The sequence below is a fragment of the Ensifer sp. B1-9 genome, from assembly GCF_050474445.1.
Taxonomy (GTDB): domain Bacteria; phylum Pseudomonadota; class Alphaproteobacteria; order Rhizobiales; family Rhizobiaceae; genus Ensifer.
In genome coordinates this window covers 15,519-37,147 of record NZ_JBCHVG010000014.1, presented here as the reverse complement: position 1 = coordinate 37,147, position 21,629 = coordinate 15,519, and the positions used below count along the sequence as shown (strand labels likewise).

Annotated in this window: 20 protein-coding genes; 10 read left to right on the top strand and 10 right to left on the bottom strand. The window is 56.9% G+C overall.

Translation table 11 applies throughout. From position 1 onward, the window contains the following. Positions 1-24: 24 nt before the first annotated feature. Complete coding sequence (gene repB, locus ACQ5BM_RS25145; protein WP_065091846.1) at positions 25-1,032, top strand: plasmid partitioning protein RepB; 1,008 nt, start codon at positions 25-27, stop codon at positions 1,030-1,032. A 183-nt stretch (positions 1,033-1,215) separates the two neighbouring features. Further along, a complete protein-coding gene (repC, locus tag ACQ5BM_RS25140) occupies positions 1,216-2,430 on the top strand; it encodes a plasmid replication protein RepC (RefSeq protein ID WP_065091847.1) in 1,215 nt (404 codons plus the stop codon). Between the two features lie 129 nt (positions 2,431-2,559). Here repC and ACQ5BM_RS25135 read toward each other — a convergent pair whose 3' ends face one another. After that, a complete protein-coding gene (locus ACQ5BM_RS25135; protein WP_245305023.1) occupies positions 2,560-3,042 on the bottom strand; it encodes a hypothetical protein in 483 nt (160 codons plus the stop codon). Between the two features lie 429 nt (positions 3,043-3,471). Between ACQ5BM_RS25135 and ACQ5BM_RS25130 the strand changes: the two genes are divergently transcribed. Both ACQ5BM_RS25130 and ACQ5BM_RS25125 read left to right on the top strand, forming a co-directional pair. Then, the gene (locus ACQ5BM_RS25130) at positions 3,472-4,152 is read left to right on the top strand and encodes a DUF433 domain-containing protein (protein WP_082960279.1); all 681 of its coding nucleotides are present in this window, start codon (positions 3,472-3,474) and stop codon (positions 4,150-4,152) included. Next, positions 4,136-4,426 (top strand): DUF5615 family PIN-like protein, encoded by a 291-nt coding sequence (locus ACQ5BM_RS25125; protein WP_172831077.1) that lies wholly within the window; start codon positions 4,136-4,138, stop codon positions 4,424-4,426. The genes ACQ5BM_RS25130 and ACQ5BM_RS25125 overlap by 17 nt, the downstream gene beginning before the upstream one ends. 1,352 nt (positions 4,427-5,778) lie before the next feature. Here the strand turns inward: ACQ5BM_RS25125 and ACQ5BM_RS25120 are convergent. After that, positions 5,779-6,195 (bottom strand): TniQ family protein, encoded by a 417-nt coding sequence (locus ACQ5BM_RS25120; RefSeq protein WP_156765788.1) that lies wholly within the window; start codon positions 6,193-6,195, stop codon positions 5,779-5,781. Between the two features lie 694 nt (positions 6,196-6,889). On the opposite strand from ACQ5BM_RS25120, the gene ACQ5BM_RS25115 reads away from it, so the two are divergent. After that, positions 6,890-7,339, top strand: a complete 450-nt coding sequence (locus ACQ5BM_RS25115) for a hypothetical protein (RefSeq protein WP_065091849.1) — start codon at positions 6,890-6,892, stop codon at positions 7,337-7,339. Here the strand turns inward: ACQ5BM_RS25115 and ACQ5BM_RS25110 are convergent. Then, the gene (locus ACQ5BM_RS25110) at positions 7,326-8,243 is read right to left on the bottom strand and encodes a recombinase family protein (RefSeq protein ID WP_065091850.1); all 918 of its coding nucleotides are present in this window, start codon (positions 8,241-8,243) and stop codon (positions 7,326-7,328) included. The genes ACQ5BM_RS25115 and ACQ5BM_RS25110 overlap by 14 nt on opposite strands. Before the next feature lie 519 nt (positions 8,244-8,762). Between ACQ5BM_RS25110 and ACQ5BM_RS25105 the strand changes: the two genes are divergently transcribed. The 5 genes from ACQ5BM_RS25105 (at position 8,763) to ACQ5BM_RS25085 (ending at position 14,148) form a co-directional block, all read left to right on the top strand. Beyond that, on the top strand, positions 8,763-9,899 hold the full coding sequence (locus ACQ5BM_RS25105) for an RHE_PE00001 family protein (RefSeq protein WP_429817289.1): 1,137 nt from the start codon (positions 8,763-8,765) through the stop codon (positions 9,897-9,899). Continuing rightward, positions 9,899-11,029 carry an ABC-three component system protein gene (locus ACQ5BM_RS25100; protein ID WP_429817286.1) on the top strand — a complete coding sequence of 377 codons (1,131 nt, stop codon included), beginning with the start codon at positions 9,899-9,901 and terminating at the stop codon, positions 11,027-11,029. Before ACQ5BM_RS25105 ends, ACQ5BM_RS25100 begins: the two co-directional genes overlap by 1 nt. Next, positions 11,007-11,255, top strand: a complete 249-nt coding sequence (locus ACQ5BM_RS25095; RefSeq protein ID WP_429817283.1) for an ABC-three component system middle component 8 — start codon at positions 11,007-11,009, stop codon at positions 11,253-11,255. Before ACQ5BM_RS25100 ends, ACQ5BM_RS25095 begins: the two co-directional genes overlap by 23 nt. A gap of 6 nt (positions 11,256-11,261) precedes the next feature. Beyond that, positions 11,262-13,070 (top strand): DUF2326 domain-containing protein, encoded by a 1,809-nt coding sequence (locus tag ACQ5BM_RS25090; RefSeq protein WP_429817281.1) that lies wholly within the window; start codon positions 11,262-11,264, stop codon positions 13,068-13,070. A 250-nt stretch (positions 13,071-13,320) separates the two neighbouring features. Then, on the top strand, positions 13,321-14,148 hold the full coding sequence (locus ACQ5BM_RS25085; protein WP_429817278.1) for a hypothetical protein: 828 nt from the start codon (positions 13,321-13,323) through the stop codon (positions 14,146-14,148). A gap of 18 nt (positions 14,149-14,166) precedes the next feature. Here the strand turns inward: ACQ5BM_RS25085 and tnpC are convergent, their stop codons facing one another. The 7 genes from tnpC to ACQ5BM_RS25050 form a co-directional block, all read right to left on the bottom strand. Further along, positions 14,167-15,759, bottom strand: coding sequence for an IS66 family transposase (gene tnpC / locus ACQ5BM_RS25080; protein WP_429817275.1), 1,593 nt, complete (start codon positions 15,757-15,759; stop codon positions 14,167-14,169). Between the two features lie 74 nt (positions 15,760-15,833). Next, positions 15,834-16,178 (bottom strand): IS66 family insertion sequence element accessory protein TnpB, encoded by a 345-nt coding sequence (gene tnpB / locus ACQ5BM_RS25075; protein WP_429817274.1) that lies wholly within the window; start codon positions 16,176-16,178, stop codon positions 15,834-15,836. After that, positions 16,175-16,516, bottom strand: coding sequence for a transposase (locus ACQ5BM_RS25070; RefSeq protein ID WP_429817272.1), 342 nt, complete (start codon positions 16,514-16,516; stop codon positions 16,175-16,177). The genes tnpB and ACQ5BM_RS25070 overlap by 4 nt, the downstream gene beginning before the upstream one ends. 378 nt (positions 16,517-16,894) lie before the next feature. After that, on the bottom strand, positions 16,895-17,800 hold the full coding sequence (locus tag ACQ5BM_RS25065) for a radical SAM protein (RefSeq protein ID WP_429817269.1): 906 nt from the start codon (positions 17,798-17,800) through the stop codon (positions 16,895-16,897). A gap of 133 nt (positions 17,801-17,933) precedes the next feature. Next, positions 17,934-18,332, bottom strand: a complete 399-nt coding sequence (locus ACQ5BM_RS25060; RefSeq protein ID WP_429817266.1) for a hypothetical protein — start codon at positions 18,330-18,332, stop codon at positions 17,934-17,936. Then, positions 18,322-18,687: a hypothetical protein gene (locus ACQ5BM_RS25055; protein WP_429817264.1), complete on the bottom strand. Its 366-nt coding sequence runs from the start codon at positions 18,685-18,687 to the stop codon at positions 18,322-18,324. The genes ACQ5BM_RS25060 and ACQ5BM_RS25055 overlap by 11 nt, the downstream gene beginning before the upstream one ends. Position 18,688: 1 nt before the next feature. Continuing rightward, positions 18,689-21,346 carry an SMEK domain-containing protein gene (locus tag ACQ5BM_RS25050; RefSeq protein WP_429817261.1) on the bottom strand — a complete coding sequence of 886 codons (2,658 nt, stop codon included), beginning with the start codon at positions 21,344-21,346 and terminating at the stop codon, positions 18,689-18,691. Positions 21,347-21,629 lie beyond the last annotated feature (283 nt).

The window sequence follows — 21,629 nt, the reverse complement described above, 5'->3', positions numbered from 1 at the left end:
TGAAGATATGACAGGCGAGGCATCATGAGTAGGCGAGATTCGATCGACTCTCTCTTTCTGAAGAAGCCAGTTGCTACGGCTTCCTCCGCGTCAAAATCAGCGGACCGCGTGCGCACGGGTGCAATCTCGGCAATGGGCTCGTCGTTGCACGAGATGGCAGAGAACGCGAAGCAGGCGACCAGACTTCAGCAGCAACTAGCCGAAGGCGAAGCCGTCATTTCCATTGACACGGCTTCGATTGATATCTCGAAGATCGTGGACCGCATCCCGGCCGACGTTGACCCCGCCTTTGATGCTCTGGTCGAAAGTGTGTCCGAACACGGGCAGCAGGTTCCGATCCTGGTGCGACCGAGCCCACAGACTGCGGGCCGATTCGAGATTGCTTATGGGCGCCGGCGACTTAAGGCGGCCGAGAAGTTAGGGCTACCCGTCCGCGCGATCGTGAGAAACCTCTCTGATAGCCAGCTCGTCATCGCGCAGGGGCGCGAAAATCTTGATCGCAAGGACCTTTCCTTCATCGAGAAGGCTTTCTTCGCGAAGCACCTTGAAGATGCCGGGTGCGATCGACCAACGATCATCGCCGCCCTTGCATCCGACAAGGCGGACGTAAGTCGCTATGTGGCGACCGCGCGGCAACTACCAGAAGATTTGGTTCGACTGATCGGCCCAGCACCGAAAGCAGGACGGGCACGTTGGTTGGCCCTCGTTGACCACCTCGCCTCCCCTGCCAAGCTGGCTACCGCTCGCGAGCGGCTCCTCGACTATGCTGACAACAAGCTCGAAAGCGACGCGCGGTTGGATGCTTTGCTTCGTTCGCTTGACGAGCCGGAAAAGAAAGCCACGGCCAGCAAGCCAGAAACGTGGAAGACGCCGCTTGGCAAACGCGGTGCGCGCATCGAGGCGCGGAATGGGAAAACAACCATCATTTTTGAAGAAAAGGTTGTCCCGGAATTCGCCCAGTTCGTTTCAGGGAAGCTGGACGAGCTTTACAGGGAGTTCCAGGAGAGCAACGGTGAGGGAGAAAGCGAATAACAGCAAGCCCGTGATTATTCGGTAAATACACACACGGCAAAGAAAAAGGCCCCCGAAACGGATCCGGAAGCCCTTCTCAATTAGTTCGCACCTAAGAGAATCGCATTTCCCGGAATCCACGTCAAGAGTCTTTGGCACCGTTTTGGTGAGCGCTTTTCTATTGCCTTCGAAAAGGTGAAAGAAATGCAGAGTGGACATGTGACGACGCCCTTCGGGCGCCGGCCGATGACGCTTGCGCTCGTAAAGAACCAGTTCGCCGCAGCGGACATCGAGCAAGGCAAGTCAGCCGACAAGTGGAAGGTTTATCAAGATGCCTGCGCGGCCCGTACCTTGCTTGGATTGCGAGACCGCGCGCTGGCCGTTTTAAGCGCACTGCTATCCTTTTATCCGGACACGAAATTGAGTGAAGCCTCAAATCTGATCGTATTTCCTTCCAACGCACAGCTCACGGCACGTGCGAACGGTATCGCAGGAACGACTCTTCGTGAGAACCTGGCCCTGCTGGTACAAGCTGGGCTGATCATTCGGAACGATAGTCCCAACGGTAAGCGCTACGCTCGAAAGGATCGGGATGGCATGATCGATACGGCGTACGGCTTCAGCCTAGCGCCCTTGCTTGCTCGCGCAGAAGAAATCGCTCGACTGGCTCAGCAGGTTAATGACGAAAATCGCCGCCTGAAGCTGGTCAAGGAGAAAATAACAATCGCGCGGAGGGATGTTCGCAAGCTGATATCGGCCGCAGTTGAGGAGGGTGCACCGGGCGATTGGGAGGCAATTGAAGAGCTGTACGTCGCTGCCGTCGCTAAGGTCAAAATGGCAAGGACGATCGAAGACTATTCGGTGTGCCTTGATGAACTAACGCTGCTGCACGAGGGTGTCGTCAACTTGTTGGAATCTCAGCTTTTTCAGCAAGAATCCGACACCAATGATAGCGCTAGCCGTCAGCACATACAGAATTCAAATACCGACTCTCATTTTGAACTTGAACCTAGCTCTAGAAACGAGCTGGAGGCGAAGCCGCGGCAGGAACCGCATCGACGAGGGGAGCCGATAAAAGCGTTTCCTCTCTCTATGGTACTGCGAGCGTGCCCGCAGATTGCGGATTATGGGCACGGAGGCCGAATAGAAAACTGGCGTGAACTGATGAGCGCGGCCGTCGTGGTCCGTGCGATGCTGGGCGTTTCGCCGTCAGCCTATGAACAGGCTTGCTTGGTAATGGGACCGGAGAATGCGGCTGTGGCGACCGCCTGCATCCTGGAGCGAGCCGGGCATATCAATTCAGCGGGAGGTTACCTTCGGGATCTGACCGCTCGAGCGGAGCGAGGCGAATTTAGTCTCGGGCCAATGTTGATGGCGCTCATGCGTGCTAGCGGCAGTGGGCAACTACGATCGGCGTAGCGATTGGCTGCTCCGTTCTAGTCGGCCACAGTAACGAAAGACGAATCCAGACGGGAGCACAGTGGGCGATGGCGGCATGATTTACTATTCTGGTGATAAATCGAACGCATGAGCAAGCCCCCTCCCCCATTACGACCCGAAGAAAACATCGGCTCGCTTCTCGAACGTCTGCCAGTCTTCCGGTTCTGCATCCGCCTCCGATCTGTTGCGTTGGTCGGCCGCCGACGCTGCCCTCCACCAGGCTTCAGCGCGTTGCATCAACGCCGCCATCTCGCCGTTCAAGCGATGCGATCGCAGCAGGTCAACGGCGTGCTCGAGGTTTTGGCGGGGATCGTAGAACACACCGATAGCCGCGCCGGCAGCCTTTCGCGCCGACTCCAGTTGCTTTTTCAAGCATTCCAGCTCAGCTTTCGCCGTAAAATATTGTCTCATCACCGCGATAAGCTCGCGGTCACTGACGCTGTTTTCCACGGTCCGCCCTCCGTCCAATTCCGCTCGCAAACCTGCTTTTCGGAAACCTTTTCGTTCCTCGACAGCAAAAGCCATGCTGTTTGCGATCCTAACGCCGTCAAGTTGACGCAACGTAACTGCACGATCCGTGAGCGGGCGCATTTCCGCAGGCTCCTTCCTCCCGAAGCCATGTTCTACCGCTGTTTTTCCAGATTTCCGCCACAGAAGCCTGCTGCCGCGCATCTGACACCGGGAACGGTCGGTTGCTCGTTCCCGATGACATTCCGAGTCGGACGGGCTGCTGTTCGGTCGATAAACCACGCTTGCAACCGGGTGATTTCTCACGCATCTGGAAACCGGTGCGCGATGGCGCCTCCACAAACATGTAATGTCCCACGCGGCATGTCTTCCATGGTTCGTTTTTGAGGAGGCGCCGCTAGCCGGCATTCGTTAACAGTTTCGGATCAACGCTTTCATTCTGTAGTAGTGGCTTCTGCGGGCTGCTCCCCTCCCCCGAAAGCTTCTGAAGCCCCGCAAGAAGGTCAACGTAAAAGCGGACCAACATATACCTTCCCTCGTCTGGGAAGAATAATGGAGTTTGCCATGCTAGCCGAGTCTCATTTCCTGAAGACGACCGAGGCCGCCGTTGTAGCAGACGTGGAAGTCGAGAACGTCAACAAATTGATCGACAATCATATACTCCCGGACGAACTCTTCGTGCGAAACGGGGGCCGACGCGTTCTGCCTGGAGGCTGCGTCGCAATCAACTTCTACGTCCATAGCGCCAACATTTTGGATGCTCATACCCGCAGGTCGGCTATCACCAGGTTTCTGGACAGGCTGCGCGCGCTCGAAGTTCATAAGATGAACATGAGAGAATTTCGTCGAGCTGATTGGACGTTGCACGAGAGGTTTGTGACCATTGAATTTTGGGACGTTCTCAAGGACACCGTCGATCGGTTCGAGCAACTGGAAGCCGCGCGTGCGATGGTGGTTGTCGACGAGGAGATCCTGGCGGGAACCGCGGTCCTGAAAGGAACGCGCATTCCCGTGTACACAGTGGCTGCGATGGTCTCCGCGGGCGTGTACATGGCTGAGATTCTTGAGGATTTCCCGGGCCTGGACGAGCAGAAAATCGAACTGGCGGCCGTGTATGCAAAAGCGAACCCGCCGCGTGGCCGCCCCACATCGCGTCTAAGGCTGCCGGCAGGTGCGACCTTGAGCGCGCGAAGGTCTTCCAAGTCGGAAAGACCGAATGAAGCTGCTCATTGACGAGTGCCTTAGTCCTCAGCTTGCAGTTCGTGCGCAGGCTGCCGGCTATGGCGAATCTTCCCATGTCGTTTGGATGGGCAAGCAGGGATGGAAAGACCATCAACTAAAGCCTGTCATTCTGGATGGCGATTGGACCTTTGTGACGCGCAATTCCATCGACTTCAGAGGATCGCGGGCTAATCCTGGGAACACCGGCCAATATGCCGGTCCACCTTGTTTGAGTAAGCAGCACATTCTCTCCATGACCCACGTCACCGCGGGGCCATTTCTTTAAGACGCTTTGCGCCCTATTGCACCGTTCGTCCGCATAAGCGCCATCTGCTTTGGCGCCATCGAAAACTTCCACGTCCGCTTTCCTCGTCAGATCGCGCAACTACCCGCGGGCCTAGTTGATCTCCCCTGCCCTCTCCGGAACGCATGCCATAACCGCCGCGGCGTTCCCTACGCCCGATATCTCTAGACCACCTGATAGGCGCTCGGACTGACATCCGGCATCCCACGGGGCGCCGAAGACCGATTTGATGAAGCGCGTTGTGGCGATTGCCATGCCGATCCCAGCCCGTCGCCACGAGCAATTGCCGCTCAACCGAACATGTTCATGTCGCGTTACGGAGAGGCCTCAGTCTCACCTTTTCCCTAAGGAAGATTCGCCGTGATCTAGCTGGTTTGCCAACCACTAAGAGTTCTGTACCGGCTCGGAATGAGCACTTATTTTCAAATAGCCGGTCCTAGTTCATTCCCGCCAGAGCAGCGCGAAGTGCGATACTAAGAAGGCAAAACAGGAAAACGAAACTAGATCGGCTTGACTTCGCGGCCCATATTCCATGCAAAGCTCATGGATGAGAACTGCTTCTCTGGGTGTCAATTCATCGCGCTAACGTGACGGCAGCTGCGTTCGTAAAGATCAAATACCTCAGCCGCTGGAATAGGGCGAAGAGGATCACGGTTCCAAACGAGTTTCTTAAGCTCGGGAAATCGGCTGGAATGAGCTGGGAGCCAAAGTGCATCATTGCCCCCCTATGTAGGGTCACTGAACGACAGCTCAGCTGGCTGCGCACGTGACCGCATTCACGCGGAGCCGGCTGGGCGGCACGTGATCCCCGAAAGCCTCTCGGCTGCGCCGGCCACTATGTGCGCTTAATAGTGCCGCAGGCGCTGTCTGTCTTACGCCAAACTCTGCGAAGATATAGTTCTGTTGGGAGCTCCCAACAGACGCGATCTTAATCGTGCGGAATGAGAGCGTTCGCGTGCCGAGAGGCCTGGTCAGGCTCTCACACGTTCGTATCGGTTGTTGCCACCTGGCCCCCGATAGTCGCACTGAATGAAAAATATCGACCTCAATCCGCTGTTGGGAGCTCCCAACGACAGGTTGCCCCTGCACTTGAGGATCAGCTTGGTCGGCTGCGGCGTGGACCGCGGCGATCAACATCCGTTCACTAACCGATGCGCTGGAACATGAGACCATCCTTGACCTGCGTCTCTTCGAGCCAGTGCTTCAGCTGGCCGACCGATCAGGTTGACGTTTCGTCGTCGACGCTTGTGCTGTCTTGGTGCGGCCGAGTCCGATCGAGAGGCAAGAAGGGGAGGGGGGCCATGTCGTTCAAATGGGCACGATCGGAAACTTCGTCATCGACGAGTTCCTCGACCCACATTGTTGCTACTTCGGATCGCCGCCGCCCGGCAGATACGAAAGCGGCCAGAAGGGGAGTTCGGTCCCCGAGATAGAATAGACGTTCGCCGGCGCCTGCCCAGAACATCGGCTTCCGACAGAAGGCGAAACTGAAATAGACCGCTTCGAAAACAGCTCTGACAGGCGCTCTGCAGGGCAGCACCATGCTTGAAGCACGCGACCGCTTCCACATGAGCCCAGCTTCGCCGGCAATAGTGGTCGCCGCCCTTTGCCGCGTCCTCATCCAAGCAAGCGGGGCAAACCCCTCGGTTCCGTGGATTCCTGACGTACCATTCTGCAGATCTTGAAAACTGGATAGCGCCAGTCGCTGGAGATCGTGTTCCCTTGAGCCTACAGGCCCCGCCCAGCGCCATCCCGACCCTCAACGCCTCTCCGTGTAGAGGGCGGCTGTCCGTCGAACCAAACCTCGATCAGTGGCGATGTACTGGGATAGCGGGAGGCAAGCCGCCACTGCCAGGATGTGAGCAGTTCGTCCTCCAAGGGACGAGGTGCGACCGGAAGCAGCCGCACATGCCTCACCGCGCCACCGTCCGCCGCAGTTCCCGCTCCGCTTGCTGTGCCGTCGCGACCAGCGGCAAGACCAGGCACTCACGACAGAACGGGATGCTGAAATCGATCAAGTTGTCCCCGTTGCGAGACCACCACAGCGCACCGAGGGCAGACGAGCCTGGCGTTGCCGCGGACAGGCGTTTGCGCCGACAGCAAGCCGAAGCGCCATTTTGAGCGAAGGACCGTCAACGGCACCAGTCAGGCCGCGCCAGCGGGTGCCGAGGTGAGCGACGAATATTAGCAGCAGACTTTCCTGCGTCGGTCATGGGAGACGCACCGATCGCGGCTGTTCGGCAGCCGCGGGGATTACGACCCATGAGGGCAGACACTTGATGAGTCTCTTGCGCAACTCCTGGCGAGGCTCGCAACAATCCTGCCGCTGTGGCGCCCCCCGGATCTGGGGTCTGTGCCTGTACATCGGCGCATTCTCGACCTCACCGATGGCGTCACGGTACAGCGATCGCGCGGTCGCGGCAAAGGGGATGCCTTGATGCTGTAATGGCCGCTAGCCGCCTACTTTGGACCGCACACCCGCACGGATTGCCCAACGTCGCCGGCCTCGGGATTTCGTTTCCATTTGGCAAGTCGCCGCCCTCTTCATCGGCGCCCGCGCCACCATCCACGCTGTCGCTTGGTTGGCACGCCGTCTCCATCGAAGCCATCGCCGAACTTACTGGCCTGATCGAGCGTCGTGAAATCGAAAGCGTTCCGCCCTTCTTGCATGAGGCCTTCAGGAAGTTTCGGGGGGAGGGGGAACAGGCGCCGGAAGTCACCGCCGCCGCGGCTCAGGGTGAGAGTGTTGAGCTGAAACTGCGGAGCGATACCGAGTACCTGCGCCTGGCGTTGCAAATCCTTAAACACCAGGCCTCAGAAACCATGCCGTCCACTCGCGGCAAAAGAAGCCGCGCGATTGGTCGCCTGATGCACCGTGCCCTCAGCGGCGGATAAGACCGAACCGATGAGCTTCATCCAGCAGGTCACGAACGGAAGAGGGCTGCCACTTCTTGCCGCCGCGCACAGGCCGTTCGCCCATCTGGTCCAGTTGCGCGGCAATGTCGCGAAGCGACAGGTCGGGATCGGCAATGGCGATCGCCGCCACCAGCTTCATCAGATGGTCCTCGGGGGCGCGGCGAGGGGATCGGGCCAGGAGATCTTTTTCCGCGAGCTTTTCGCGGACCATGCGATGAACGGCGCGTCGCAGGCGCTCGACGGTCCAGTCGTGACCGCGGCGATTGAGCACCCGCACGACATTGTCCCAACTGTGCTGGGGCCGGAGTTGCCGTACCATCGGCAACCACGTCTGCGCGGACGCAATGAGCTCATCGAGATAGCGTTTCTCGCGCGCTTTGGAGACGGCCTTGATTGCCTCAGGTCGCCGTTCTCGCAGGCCGGGGTTTCCGGGAAGCTTGCCGCGCGCCTTCGCCGCCTTGATGCCGGCTTTGGTGCGTTCGGCGATCAGCGCCCGCTCGAGCTGGGCGACCGCGCCGAGAACCTGGAGGGAGAACATGCCCTGTGGCGTCGAGGTGTCGATCGGGTCGCGGATCGACCGGAAATGCACGCCGCGCTCCTCGAGGTCTTCTATCACCGCCAAGAGATGACTCACCGATCTGGCCAGCCGATCGAGGCGGACAACGATGAGGACGTCACCCGCGGTGAGCTCGCCGAGCAGTCGCGTCAACACCGGACGAGCCCGCGATGCCCCGGAGCCCTGTTCTTGGTAGATCCGATCGCAGCCGGCGGCCCGCAGTTCGTCCAGCTGGGAGTCGTGAACCTGATCGTCGGTCGAAACGCGGGCATAACCGATTAGCCGCTTGGGAGATTGTTGGACGTTAACTGTTAGTGGCTTCGCCATCGCGCTTTTAACGGTCTTGTTTCGAGGGGCTTTGTACAAATAAGGAATGCGTCAAAAATTGAACAGTTGCAAGCGTGTTTTATATATCGAACAGCGGCCCCCCCAGACTCGAAATGTCGCCGCGGACGAGCAATGGAGCGTCGGCATTGGCGAATGCGTGTCAGCGGGCTCCTGTGGCGGAAATGCCGGGAAAAACAGCGTTTCGGAGGTGGCTTCGAAAGCGAGGGGGCCTGATGGAAGGCGCCGGCGCGCAATTCCCAAAGATAGGAGGAGCCTTGTGGGCCGACCGGGCTGCGGAATACTGTTGTGGGGAGTCCGGCTATCCCGGGCGAAATCCGCTGAAAAGCCCGCAAAACCCGGCGTTTCAACTGATCTAGCCAGACTGCCATAGGCGATTTGCGCCTCGAAATCCATCGTATCGATACTTGGATACTATCGATAGTGAGACGTGCTTCCAGCAGCCATACCAAGTGAAGAACTCTAACTTTGAGATAGAGTTCTCTTAGCAAATCATTTACCATGATTTCAATGCCTTACGATCTCGCCAAATTGCCCATCCGAAGCCTGCTGCGGCCCATCTCCGACGCCGGTGTCGCACTCACCCGTCTTGACGAGCGCATCGCTCGCTCAGCCGTCGGCGAAGGCTTTCTCGAACGATCCCATTTTGCCGATGCCTGCGCCTCGCTGTGGATCGACGGCGAGCTTGTCCACCTCGAGGACCTAGTGTTGCACGACGCCGGCCACGACATTCGCACCCCGACCCACGAGCTGACCATTGCCCGCGACGTGCTGCGCTCCCGCCGGCGCATCGCCGCGCAGCCGCCTGGCTGGGCGCTCAGCCCCGACGGCCTCCGGCAGGCGTGGCCTGCAGCATACCTTCGTGCCGATAGTCCAGTCTGTGTCGTTCCGCCGGCGGATGCTGCGTCCGGCGGAGGAGGGCAGGGGGAAGACGCAGCCGAGCAAAATTCCAGTCCGTTCGACGCCGAGCTCGCCGCTATCGATGCGCTGCTCGCCCGATCGGAGGCAGCGATCGAGGTAGCCAAGACGCCCGGCGCGGCTCAGGCCGCCGTCCGAGAACGGGATCCGCTGGTCTATGATCTCGATTGGGACGAGGACGCGCGTCTCGAGGAATGGCGTGGCGCGCTTACCCTGATAGGAGATCTGCCGCCGGTGCTGCAGGCCGTCCTTGCGCTGGATGCCTGGAATGAACTGGCCGTCTTGCAGCGTGCGCCCTGGCTTGGCCGGCTGCTGGCGGCGTCCATCCTGCGCCAGGCCGGCATCACCACTGCAGCGCATCTCGCCGCGTTCAACTTCGGCCTGAAATCCATTCCCGTCGATCGCCGCCGGCATCGCGACCGCGAAACACGGTTGCTGGCCATCGCCCGCGGCCTGATCGCGGCAGCCGAGCTCGGTCTGAAGGAACACGATCGGCTGGCGCTGGCGCGGCAGATGATGGAGCGAAAGCTCAACGGCCGGCGGACGTCGTCAAAGCTGCCGGAGCTGATCGAGCTGGTCATGGCGAAGCCGCTTGTCTCGGCCGGCATGGTTGGGAAGACGCTCGAGGTCACGCCGCAGGCGGCGCGGCGAATTGTCGGTGAGCTTGGCCTGCGTGAGATGACGGGGAGGGGGAGGTTTCGGGCGTGGGGCGTGGTGTGATGAGCCTGTCTATCACCCTGCCTCTCAAAGCGCCGGCGTTTGTCGGACGGTCAGTGATTTCATCGTTCAGTCGTCTCCACGCATTGCAAACGCATTTGCCCTCGGATACTCCAAATCCGTTAGAGTTATATTCAACTTTTGTTTGCAATCCTGATCCCATGCTGCCTCGCGATTACAGACTGCACGAGCTTAATGAAGATGAGTTTGAGAAGCTCGTCGTCCGCATTTGCGTACGCTGGTTAGGCGAGGGCGTAACCCCTTTCGCTCGCGGACGGGACGGTGGCCGCGATGGAAAGTTCCACGGCACTGCGAACGCATTCCCGAGCGCTGCGTCGCCGCTGTCCGGACATTTTGTCCTCCAGGCCAAGCACATCAGCGCGCCAAACAAATCGTGTTCTGACCCGGATTTCGCTGGTCTGCTCGGGAAAGAGCATGGCAAGATCAAGCGTCTGAACGGTGACGGCATTTGCGATCACTATCTCGTTTTCACCAACCGGAAATATACGGGCGGTGCTGACGAAAAGTTCATGAAGGATCTCTTGGGGCTCGGGATCGACTCCGCGCACATTATCGGCGTAGAACGTCTCCACCTTGCGCTCGACGACTGCGCGAATATCCGAGAGACATTGCCCAATTGGCTTGACCCATCGCCTTTCCGCTTCAACCCGGACGAACTGGTGGAAGTGATCGGCGCGCTCCACGCTTATACCAAGGACGACGCTGCCAGCGAGTTTGACAGCGCGCTCGATTTCGAGAAGCTCAAGATGCCGCTGAAAAACAAGCTCAACGGCGTCTCCGACGAATACTACAAGCAGGTGATCGTCGCTCAATCCATGCCGCATTTCGATCGCGTCGCCCAGTTCCTCCAGAATCCGAGAAACGAGGAATTCGCGGCGCTCTATCATGATGCTGCCGATGAGCTGAAGCAGAAGATCATCGCCAGGCGTGCTCAGTTCGGAGCGTTCGATGACATCTTCGTCTTCATGTACGAACAGATCCAGGAGAAGCGTGAGGCCCTGCGGGGCAAACGCCGCCTGATTTCGATCTTGCTGCACTATATGTATTTCAATTGCGATATTGGCATCAAGCAGCTGGAGGAGAACGAAGATGTCGTCCACGCTGACGCCTAAGAAGCATCTGAACCTGGACACTTCATTGCTGCGCGTGTTTTCGCTCGTCCTCAAAGAGCTTCAGAAGCGGGGCGTCTGTGAATTTGAGAAACTGCGCGGCGTCGTGATCCGACGGGTGGGCGCCAATGGGGAGCTTTCCTTCCTGCCCGCCCTCGACCTCCTGTTTCTCCTGGGCAAGGCCGAGTATCACCTCAAGAACGATACGCTCGAATATAAGGGGGACTGACTGACCATGCAGCTCAGCCGCCTATACTCCAACCTTCCAGATATCCTCTCGCCGGTTGCTTTCAATCACGGAGCCGACGCCAATCGTCTGAATGTGGTGCTCGGTGAGGTGAAGCATCCTAAAGATCGCAAAAAAGACTCACATAATCTCGGCAAGACGACACTCCTGCACCTCATCGACTTCATGATGCTGAAGGGATGGTCACAGGAGAGCTTTCTCTATAGGCATCGGGACCGCTTTTCGGAATTCGTTTTCTTTCTTGAGATCGCCTTGAACAGTGGCGGCTACGCGACCATAAGGCGCAGCGTGGTCGCGCCAACCCGGATCGCGCTCTCCCGTCACGAAGACCCGGATGCAGATTTCAGCGCGGCAGCCGATGATGGCTGGGATCACCCCGATCTGCCGATCGACGAAGCGATCAAGCTTCTTGACGCATGGCTCGATCTCAGAGCGCTAAAGCCTTACGATTATAGGAAGGCAATCACGTATTTCCTGCGATCTCAGGGCGACTGGAGTGATGAGCTGCAGCTGCAAAAGTTCCAGGCCGGACGCGACCTTCACTGGAAGCCGTTTGTCGCCCATCTGTTTGGCTTCAACCAGAAGCCTATCATCAGGAAGTACGAGCTCGACGAGCTCATCCAGAAGCTTCAGGAAAAGCAGGGGGAGCAACAGGCGGAGGTCCAGTTCAGGGAAGAGGATCTGCCCAAGCTGACGGCCGAACTCGGCGTGCTCCAACAACACGTCGAGGATCTTGAGGCGCAAATCGATGCCTTCCGCTTCGATGACGAAGAGCGCCGCCTCATGCGCGATTTGGTGGAGACCATCGAGAGCGAGATCGCGAGCCTGAACCAGCAGATCTATGATGCTCGATACGACATTGGCCAGATCGACAGCTCGCTCAGCCACAAGGACAAGTTCGATCTGGACGAGGTACAATCGATCTTCGACGATGCAAAGCTCCATTTCCCGGCGCAGCTGAAAAAACAATACAGCGAGCTGGTCGAGTTCAAGAAGAAGGTCACGCAGGAGCGCAACGCGGCGCTGCGCAAGCGTCGCAAGGAATTGGAGGAGGAACTTTCGGCCGCTGAAGGTCGCAAGGCGTCACTTGATGCTCAACGCGTCCAACGTCTGAAAGTGCTCCGCTCGACCGATACGTTCGACAAGTTCAAGGCCTTGCAGAAGGATGTCACCGAGCAACGGGCGCAGCTTGTCTACCTCGGCGAGCAGCGCAAGAAACTTGAGGCGGTGGTGGAAACCGCTCGGCAGGTCCGTGAGGCGGAACGTGACCGCGGCCGCGTCGTTGACGAGATTAAGGATATGCTGTCCAAGCCGACGGTTATCTACAAACGCTTCACCCGTATCTTCAATGACTATTGCCAAAAAGTCCTGAACCACGAGGGCCTGTTCTTCTTCCAGGTCAATTCGAACAACAATCTGGACTATAAGATCAGCTTGGGTCTCGCTGGCCAGAAGGGGGTTGCATCGAGCCAGGGGGAGGGAACTAGCTACAAGAAGCTGATTTGCGCTCTATTCGACCTCGCACTCTTGCGCGTCTATGAGGACATTCCGTTCTTTCATTTCGTCTACCACGACGGGATGATGGAAGCGCTTGACGATCGGAAGAAGCTGGCTTTCCTTGAAGTCGTTCGCGATCAGATCAGCAACCGCAAGCTCCAGTACATCATGACCGTCATAGCGTCCGATCTGCCCCGTGACGCCAAGGGCAAGCTCGTTGCTTTTGCTGATGATGAAATCGTTCTGCGTTTGGACGACAGCGGCCAAGCAGGTCGTCTTTTCAAAACGGCCGAATTCTGAGCGCTTAAAGGGATGACAGCCTGCGATCAGGCGGATTGAGGCTAGCCAATGTGTCAGTCCTATACACGGCAACCGACCAGCCATGACTTCCGGCGCTTGGGCAGGCAACGTGTCGATTGCCGGTAGAAACTGACCTGCCTGCGCAGGTCTGCGAATAGAGGATACCGCGCGCTTCGTGTATCAGCCGACCATCTGTGATGGCTTGATATGCTGGGACAAGCGCGCTTGATGGGTGGCGGAGGGTTAGTCAGTGAAGGCCGAGGAGCAAACATCTACAAATGGGGGACGGGATCAGAGATACGACCTGCTGGTCCCATTGGACATCCCGGCGAGCGTCGACTTCATTGGGAGAAGCGCCCGGCATCCTATCGCATTGAACGTAGAGATCGGTTTTTCGTTCGCTGGCTGGGACGCGTCGTTCCATCGACTTGAACAGACGGCCTACCTCATCATCAGAGTTAATTGCGGAGAAAGCGACCTGGAAGTCCGGCTCAGAACGGTTCTACATCGTCTGTCATGGGCGGCAGCAAGGTTGGATATATCGATGCGCCCTGTGCAAACACCGATCAAGATCGTCTCTTCAGGGGGGCACGTGGATCTGGCGCACATTAGCGCTTTTCCAGCAGGCGAGACGCCTTTGGCGAGCGTGAGGCATGACAGCTATTCGGTCGGGCTCCCGGTGACTGTGTTGAGCGATGCGGTTGCAGAGGTTCCAGAGGAATATCCGTTTAGCGAGGCGTTGCGGGTGTTTTCCGATGTCGACTTCGAGGTCAGTCTTGCTGCACGCTTCATCAATCTCTCGACGATCATTGAATTGATTGCTGCGCGTGCCGAACGCGACCCACAGGCCCGAGACCTCCTGAAGAAGTGGATCGATGAGGCCAATGCGCTTGGCCGCAATGACCTCGCAAACGCGCTGGACACGATGCGAGTCGAACCAATCAGTGCTGCGATCGCAAGGATGGTGGAGGAGGCCGCCAGAACCGCAAACTGCTCTGAGGAGGAAGTCGCCGAACTCAAGAAACGGGCGCGGACCGCATATCGAAGAAGAAGCTCGGTACTGCACGAGGGCAAGTAAGCGGCAAGCTGAGGCCGTTCAGCCGGCGTAGTTCCACGGCATGAGCGCGTCGATTTCGCTGCTCGGCCAGCCACTGGCGATGCGCTCGAGCGTTTGCGTGAGCCAGGCGAGCGGATCGACGTTGTTCATTTTTGCCGTCTGCAGGAGTGTCGCGATGGTCGCCCAGCTCCTTCCGCCGCCGTCGCTGCCGGCGAAGAGTGAGTTCTTTCTCGTGATGGCCTGGGGCCTGATCGCTCGCTCGACGATGTTGGAGTCGAGCTCGACGCGACCGTCGGTCAGGAAGCATTCGAAGATGGCGCGACGCGAGATGGCGTAACGGATCGCCTCGGCGAGCTTCGATTTGCCGGAGATCCGCGGCAGGGTCTTCTGCCATAGGGCGAAGAGCTCGGTGACGATCGCGGCGGAGGTTTGCTGACGCGCGGCGACGCGGGCGTCAGGGCTTTGGCCGCGCACGGTCTCCTCGATCTGCCAGAGCTTTGCCATCCGCTCGACCGTCGTCGTTGCAATCTCGGAGCTTTTGCCGACATGCAGCTCATAGAACTTGCGCCGACTGTGTGACCAGCAGCCAGCCAATGTGACGCCGTCATTGCCGCCATCGGAGCGGACCAGCTTGTTGTAGGCGGCATAACCGTCGACCTGGAGAATGCCGCGGTAGCCCTTGAGATGCCGGGCGACGCACTCGCCGGCCCGACTGTCCTCAAAACGGTAGGCCACCATCGGCGGACCGCTGCCGCCAAATGGTCGATCATCCCTGGCGTAGGCCCATAGATAGGCTGTCTTCGTCGATCCGGAGCCGGGAGCGAGCGTCGGCAAGGTGGTTTCGTCGGCGAAGATCCGTTCGGCCTTCTTGATCTCATCGAAGAGGTAGTCGGCAAGGATCTCCAGCTCGAACCCGAGCTTGCCCATCCACTGGGCCATCAGTTTGCGGTCGAGCTCGACCTTGTCGCGGGCGTAGATCGCTTCCTGCCGATAGAGCGGCAGACCATCAGCATATTTGGAGACGGCGATCTGCGCCAGAAGCGCTTCCGTCGGAATGCCGCTCTCGATGATGTGTGCCGGCGCCGGCGCCTGGATGACGCCGTCCTCGTTTTTGAAGCCATACTTCGGGCGACGGGTGACGATGACGCGGAACTTCGCCGGCACCACATCCAGCCGCTCCGAGACGTCCTCGCCGATCAGCACCTTCTGCTTGCCGGCATGCTCCGGCCGATCCTCCGGCTCGATGACGACTTCGACCCGCTCCAGGTGAGGTGCGAAGCCCTTGCGTGGCCGCGGCGGACGTTTGCCTTCTGGGCGCTCGCGGCCCTTGCTGACCTGTGCTCTGATCGCGGCGATGCCAGTCTCGATTTCCTCGAAGACAAAGGCCTGCTGCTCGTCGTCGGTGGTGGGGGAGCCGAGCTTTTCCGATCGCCGGCCGAAGCGGGCGCGATCGAATGCTTTCAGGATCTGCGTCAGCCGCTCGATGCGCTCATCGGCATCGGCGTTTCGTGCCTTAAGATCAGCGACCTCGCTCTCCAAGGCGTCGATCCGCGCCGCCTTTTCGGCCATGGCAAGCACCATGGCTTTCAGCGCTTCTACGTCCTCCGGGAGTTTGAGATCGGGCGGCGTCATCGGTTCGACCAGAGCACATTTTGCTCCGGTTTTCCTGCCCTTTCAGGCTACTGATTCACTTCGCCGCAGGGCTTTTACCCAACAATCTCCGGCGGCTTCACCGGCACAGATCGAACCCGCTTCCAATCCATGCCATCGATGAGCGCCAGAAGCTGGGCATGGTTGAGCTGAACCCGGTTATGGCCGATCCGCGGCCAGCAGAACTGCGACTTTTCCAGCCGCTTGGCATAAAGGCAGACGCCGGAGCCGTCCCACCAGACGATCTTCACTCTATCCGCTCGTTTGGCCCGGAAGACATATAGCGCACCGTTGAACGGATCACTGCCGGAATCCCGCACTAGCGACAGCAAGCTGTCGGGGCCCTTGCGGAAGTCGACCGGATGACTGGCCAGGAACACCTTCACGCCGGACGGGATCATGCCGAACGCACCGCCCGGATCACCCGCTGCAAGTGCGCCTCGTCAACATCTGCGCCGACGCGCACGACAATGTCGCCAATGACAACCTCGATCACCGGGGCAGCCGGGCGCGCCGAGGCCACTTCGCCAGCCGAACGCTGCGAGGAGGCATGGTCCAGAGCGTCACGACGCCAGGCGAAGAGCTGCGACGGACGAATGCCGATCCGATGGGCGATCGCCGATACGCTCGCGCCCGGCTCCAGCGCCTCGGCCACCACCTGCGATTTGAACTCATCCGACCACCGTCGGCGAAGCTGCCGTGGCGCACCCTCGAGGCGCTCGGCGACAGCTTCGATCATGTGGAAGGTTCTAGTTCCAGAACTAGGTGCAGACATAGAAGCTCACATCGGCTCACAACGTGCGCTATCGATATCCGACCGCCAACCCCCTACGCCAGACGGGGTCTCCTTGCCGCTTACGAGGGCAAAAGGGTTACAAAAGAAGAACTCGCGACGCTACGGTCCATCGTACGTCTGGTCCTGATTGGTGAACTCAAGGGCTCGGCGTTTACCCCTATAGCGAACAAGCAATGGGACGACGAGGAATAGTCCTGATGGGAACTTACATCACCCCGATGTGGGGAATGGAGCTGTCGGTTAGGCGATCTAAAAACCTGTTTGGATTATCCGGAGTGGGCATTCGCTTCCGGGCAACCACTCGGATTGTCAGAATGGTTCCTAGCGGTTCCCACAGACCACCAACTGGTCGAAGATGGGACAGCCGTTCATGCAATTTTTTTTATGCGAGCAACCACCGCATCGGTTGGATGCGAAGTAATCTCTGAATGAACCGACGTTCGCCGAGTTGTGCCATATATTGAGGAGCGAATTCTCATCGCTGAATTGGTCCCCCTCCACTAGTCCGCTCTGGAACGAGCATGGATACACTCTCAGGTCTTCGGATACATACAACGAGAACCGACCGGCATCACAAGCGTCCACTAGGCTGGTGCTCGCGCCTGTCCTCGCAAATACTCCGCTTACGCAGCACGCATCAAAACCGACCCTCAGTTTGGCTTGTGGGGACGTCGCTAGCTTGAAGAATTCATCTACGCGCGGGCTGTTTCGGAGAAGTCGCTCTTCAAAGACCTTACGTCCTGATGGCTTATAGTTCAGGAAAACGAGCGCATTGATTTCCTTTAAGAATTCAGGAGGCGCGCTGAGCCATTCAATGGCAGTGTCTATGCTCTGGCTATCGATTATAAAATGGACGTTAGTTTTGACCTTCCAGTCGGCAAGCAGTCTCAGGGTATCGGCGGTTTCAAGATAGGGAGGGTAAGCGGATACCGCCACGGCTCCGCAGTGCTGCTTCGTTACCGATAATATGTTCTCCGTCAACCCTCGACCGTTCGTCGTATAGTTGGGAATGATTCCTCTCGCCGCGGTGTATTCGAGAATTTCTTCAAAGTCCGGGTGTTGATTGGGGTTGCCACCCCCAAGCGCGACCTGAAATGTCCCCATGGTTGCGGCTTCATCTATAACACGCTTGTAGTCTCGCAAAGCCATGTGAGATCCGTGTTTGGTTGACGACTTGTAACAGAAGACGCAACCCTTATCGCACCAGTTCGTAATGGATATGTCCATTAACTCTGGACCATGCGGCGACCAAAATGGTTCGGGTTTACCCGCATCCGGCACGCGCGCAAAAAACCCAGTTCGAGCGTTCGAAAACGTGGAATACCCTAAATCCTTGTACCGATTGACCCTCAGGTTTGCGTTACCAGTAGTTGTCGTACGCATTGATATAAAACCTTTCGGATTCGATCTCGAAAATTTCGGTGCAAAGGAGTGTCTCTGCGAGACATTCGTCGCTGCTAAGATGCCCGGTTGTAACCGTTTTTCCCTGCTTGATGGCATCACGCATCCGTTCGAGGACTTCGGTAGTGAATTCATCTCCGCCTGCGAGAGCATCGACGTCCTCCAATGATTGCAAGGTTTTGCCACCCTCGATACTTGATTTCAGTTGGTAGAACATCGACTCGAACAGCGACGCGACGGGGCTGTCGGGGCTAACACCTGCCGCACCGAAAAAGTCCTCCTTCGAGAGCATTTCCTTTGATATGTAAACGAACGACGTCGATGAGCTGTTGGACACAAAATCCATCTTAATTTTCATTTTTGGCCTCCAGCTTTCGAATGGCGTCGACCACGGTTTCGAGTATGTTGTCCTCGTAAGCCTGGTTCATAAGGCCGTGATCTAGCTTGAATTTCAAGATATGCGTCTTTTCCAGCTCGTTGTCTTCAAGATATACATTCTGGGCGCATTCGAGATATTCGCCGAGAGACGGATACTCGACGCAGTAGTAACGGTCGTATTCTTTCCTCAGATCGGTAGACGCTACGAAAATGTGGTCGTAGACGGATTTGAATAGCTGCGCCCCGAGGCCAGCATCCCTAATCTTCAGGGCGCTTAGAAATTCGCTGAACTCCGGTATAATGTTTACCGAGAGAACATCTATCTCTTCGTCCATCTCATTTACCCTCCGGCGAGGACTGAATTTCGGCTGCCAATGCGCGCACGGACTTCGCTTTGGCCGGTTCGACTAAGCGCAATGCCGTGCTCAATGTAGAGGTGTGTGCGTTTTTGGCGAAAAGGCCCGCGACACTCTCTCGTTCAAACCATCCAGCCGACGACGAGACGTGCAGGAAGAATGCCCACCATTCGGGAGAACGGTCTTTCAAGACCACATCTCGATTAGCATCACACACCTGCTCGACAAACTGGTTGAGTCTTCCTTGCCAGTTACTGAGATCGAAGTCGTTTCGGTCGGTGAAGAGAATTTTGATGAATTCATTATGATCCGCTGCATCCAAGCCATTTAGGTGCTCGATCAGAATGTTGATATTCAACAGTTCAGCCAAATTGCCACGACGTATCAAAAACGCGGCAGCGCGGCGTACCCTATCCGGAAAAGCAGTTTCTGCCAGGATCGCATTTAACCGTTCGACATCTTGCACATTCTGCACATTCGGGGGCACCAGATGGACGTTCAGTGCATAGTGGTTCACAAAGTCGTCCGAGCCTTCACAAGCTTCGACGGCGGTCCTCACTCCCAGCTTCCTGGCCAGCAAGTAGACGTATCGATACACCCCCTCGAAGACCGGCCGACCGGATAGGTTGGAGAGCGCTCGGTTCATGCTCTCCGCGCTTCCCGCATCTTGGATGAAATTGTACGCGATGACGAAGTCTCGCAATTCGTCATAGGTGAATGAGATGACGAGCTCACCGAGATTTGCGAGCCCGGCCGGCGTGATCTCCTGCCTCAGGATTACGTCTTCGGCGACATAACGAAGAACGACTTCCTTTTCTTCATCCGAAAATTTGCGCACAGAAATCGTCGAGAAATCATCGGCCTCAAGCATCGACGAAACGATCTTTATCAGTGTGGGAAGTGCCTTCGACTTTAGACGTTCTGGGAAGGCTTCAATTTTCCTTCTCAGGAATTCCTCGAATAAGTCGCCTTTGTAGATGTCAGACAGATAGCCGACGTCTTGTCCTTCATTACTTTCGGAAAAGATGCGAAGGAGCAAGAGGTCGTTCTGGAGAAACCCTTTCGCAGCACCCGAGAGACGCCCCGTGACATGGAAGTGATCGAGATACGATCGGAGAAGTCTTCGCTTGCTGGCGTCAGTCATTTTTTCGCGGAGGTTCATGACCCTGTGCACCTGGTCGCTGAACGGTTCGTTCAATAGAGACGAGTATTTTTGATCAAAAAACTCGCTTCGGCACGTAATCACCACTTTGATCGAATCGTACTGGCAGACGGCGTTACAGAAATCTTTTAGCTCACCGTTAAATTCATCGAGTGCGTTCACCTCATTGATGCCATCAATAACAACGAGGAACGGCTTCCCGAACTCACCGGCTACCTCGTTGAAGAAGCCTAAATACTGATGGATTGATGAAAAGCTTGGTGCATAGCGGTTGTTCGATATATACCCGAGCAAGCGCTGACGGGGTTGATAGCTATTCAACTCTCTCGCTGGCACAAAGATGCAAGGCAGTTCAAATGCGCGGAACTGCCTATCGACGAGATCGCAAACGAAGTTGGTTTTACCCTGTCCGGCCATACTCGTGATCAAGAAAACCTTATTCCGCATTAGAGCAATTAAGGAGCGGGCATCCCGCAGCAGCCAGGTGAGACCGGTTGTTATGCTCTCAATGCGGAAACGCACGATCGACCAACTAGCCGCATCTCCGTTTTTCGGCGCGTACTTTCCCCCATACTCTTTGTAGCTCCAGGAAAGGGGGCCGACCTTCCGCAGCTCTCTTTCAATGGCAGTGTCGACTGCGGTCAGCCACGGCCATAGTTCAGGGAATGTCGTCGGCGTGGCGCCTAGAATCTCTCTGTTAAATTCAAGAAAAAGTTCGGATTGTCTGCCAATCTTTAGCAGATGATTTAAGTCATAATAATTTATCTTACTGAGGACGTCTTGGATTTTTCTGCAAAAGAATAGAGGATGAGCAAAAAGTCTCATTTCCTCTTTTGTTTTATGGGTTTCAACAAATATGCTCGGAATGTATTTCTTTGAATTTTTCTCTACATCAATTTTATTTTGAGAGAATTCGAGGAATTTTTCCAATTCCATACGAAACTGCAGATGCTGATCTCGCTTTTTAAATTCTAACGCGAGATACTGGTCAATTCGCCCGAGCTTAGGCGTATCAAGGTTGCTTAGGCGAGAGACGATGTCACTGATATCGAGGATGTCAGACGCGGGATCAAATCTGACAGAAAGTGCAGATATCGCTTCGCCCAATGCCTTGGCGGTATAGCTCGACTGCTTCTCCGTGATCGTCAAAACGCAGACTCGCTCGAAGAACTGTTCCAAATTGTGTTCGCGAAATTTTGTTAAGGTTTTGACCACCTTGTCGCTCGAGGCGTCCGTCGTAACCTGAAACGAAATTCTCGATTTCCTGCAGCCGAGGTCGACAGAAGGAAAATTCTGTTGAATCTCGTTCTGGTTTCGAAGCTCCGGACAGTCGAAAATCTCCTTGAGAATCGGAACCAGGAAATCCTCGGTGACGGAGTTGATGTCGAAGCGCCCCGCTGCGTTAAGCGCTCTAATTTCATGACCTAGTCGACCCAGGTATTTGGCGCAGTCGTTTAGATATTCATCTCTATTCATTCAATCGCGACCAGTATCGGCATCAACCCTTGAACTCTAATTGCTACTCAATGGCACTCGACTCCTCAAGCTTCTGGCGCGGGAATTTGCATAATCATCAGACTAGACCGAAGTCGCCTTGGCAGCGGAGCGTTGAATGGATAAGCCATCAGAGCGACTGTGTTGACGCTCGTGCTTGTCACGACTGCTCGCGCGAACATGCCGTCGCACCGGAAGCATCCTGTGTCTGCTATCTTATCTCTAAGAGAAACAGGACAATTCACTCAGTCGCATGACGGACCCG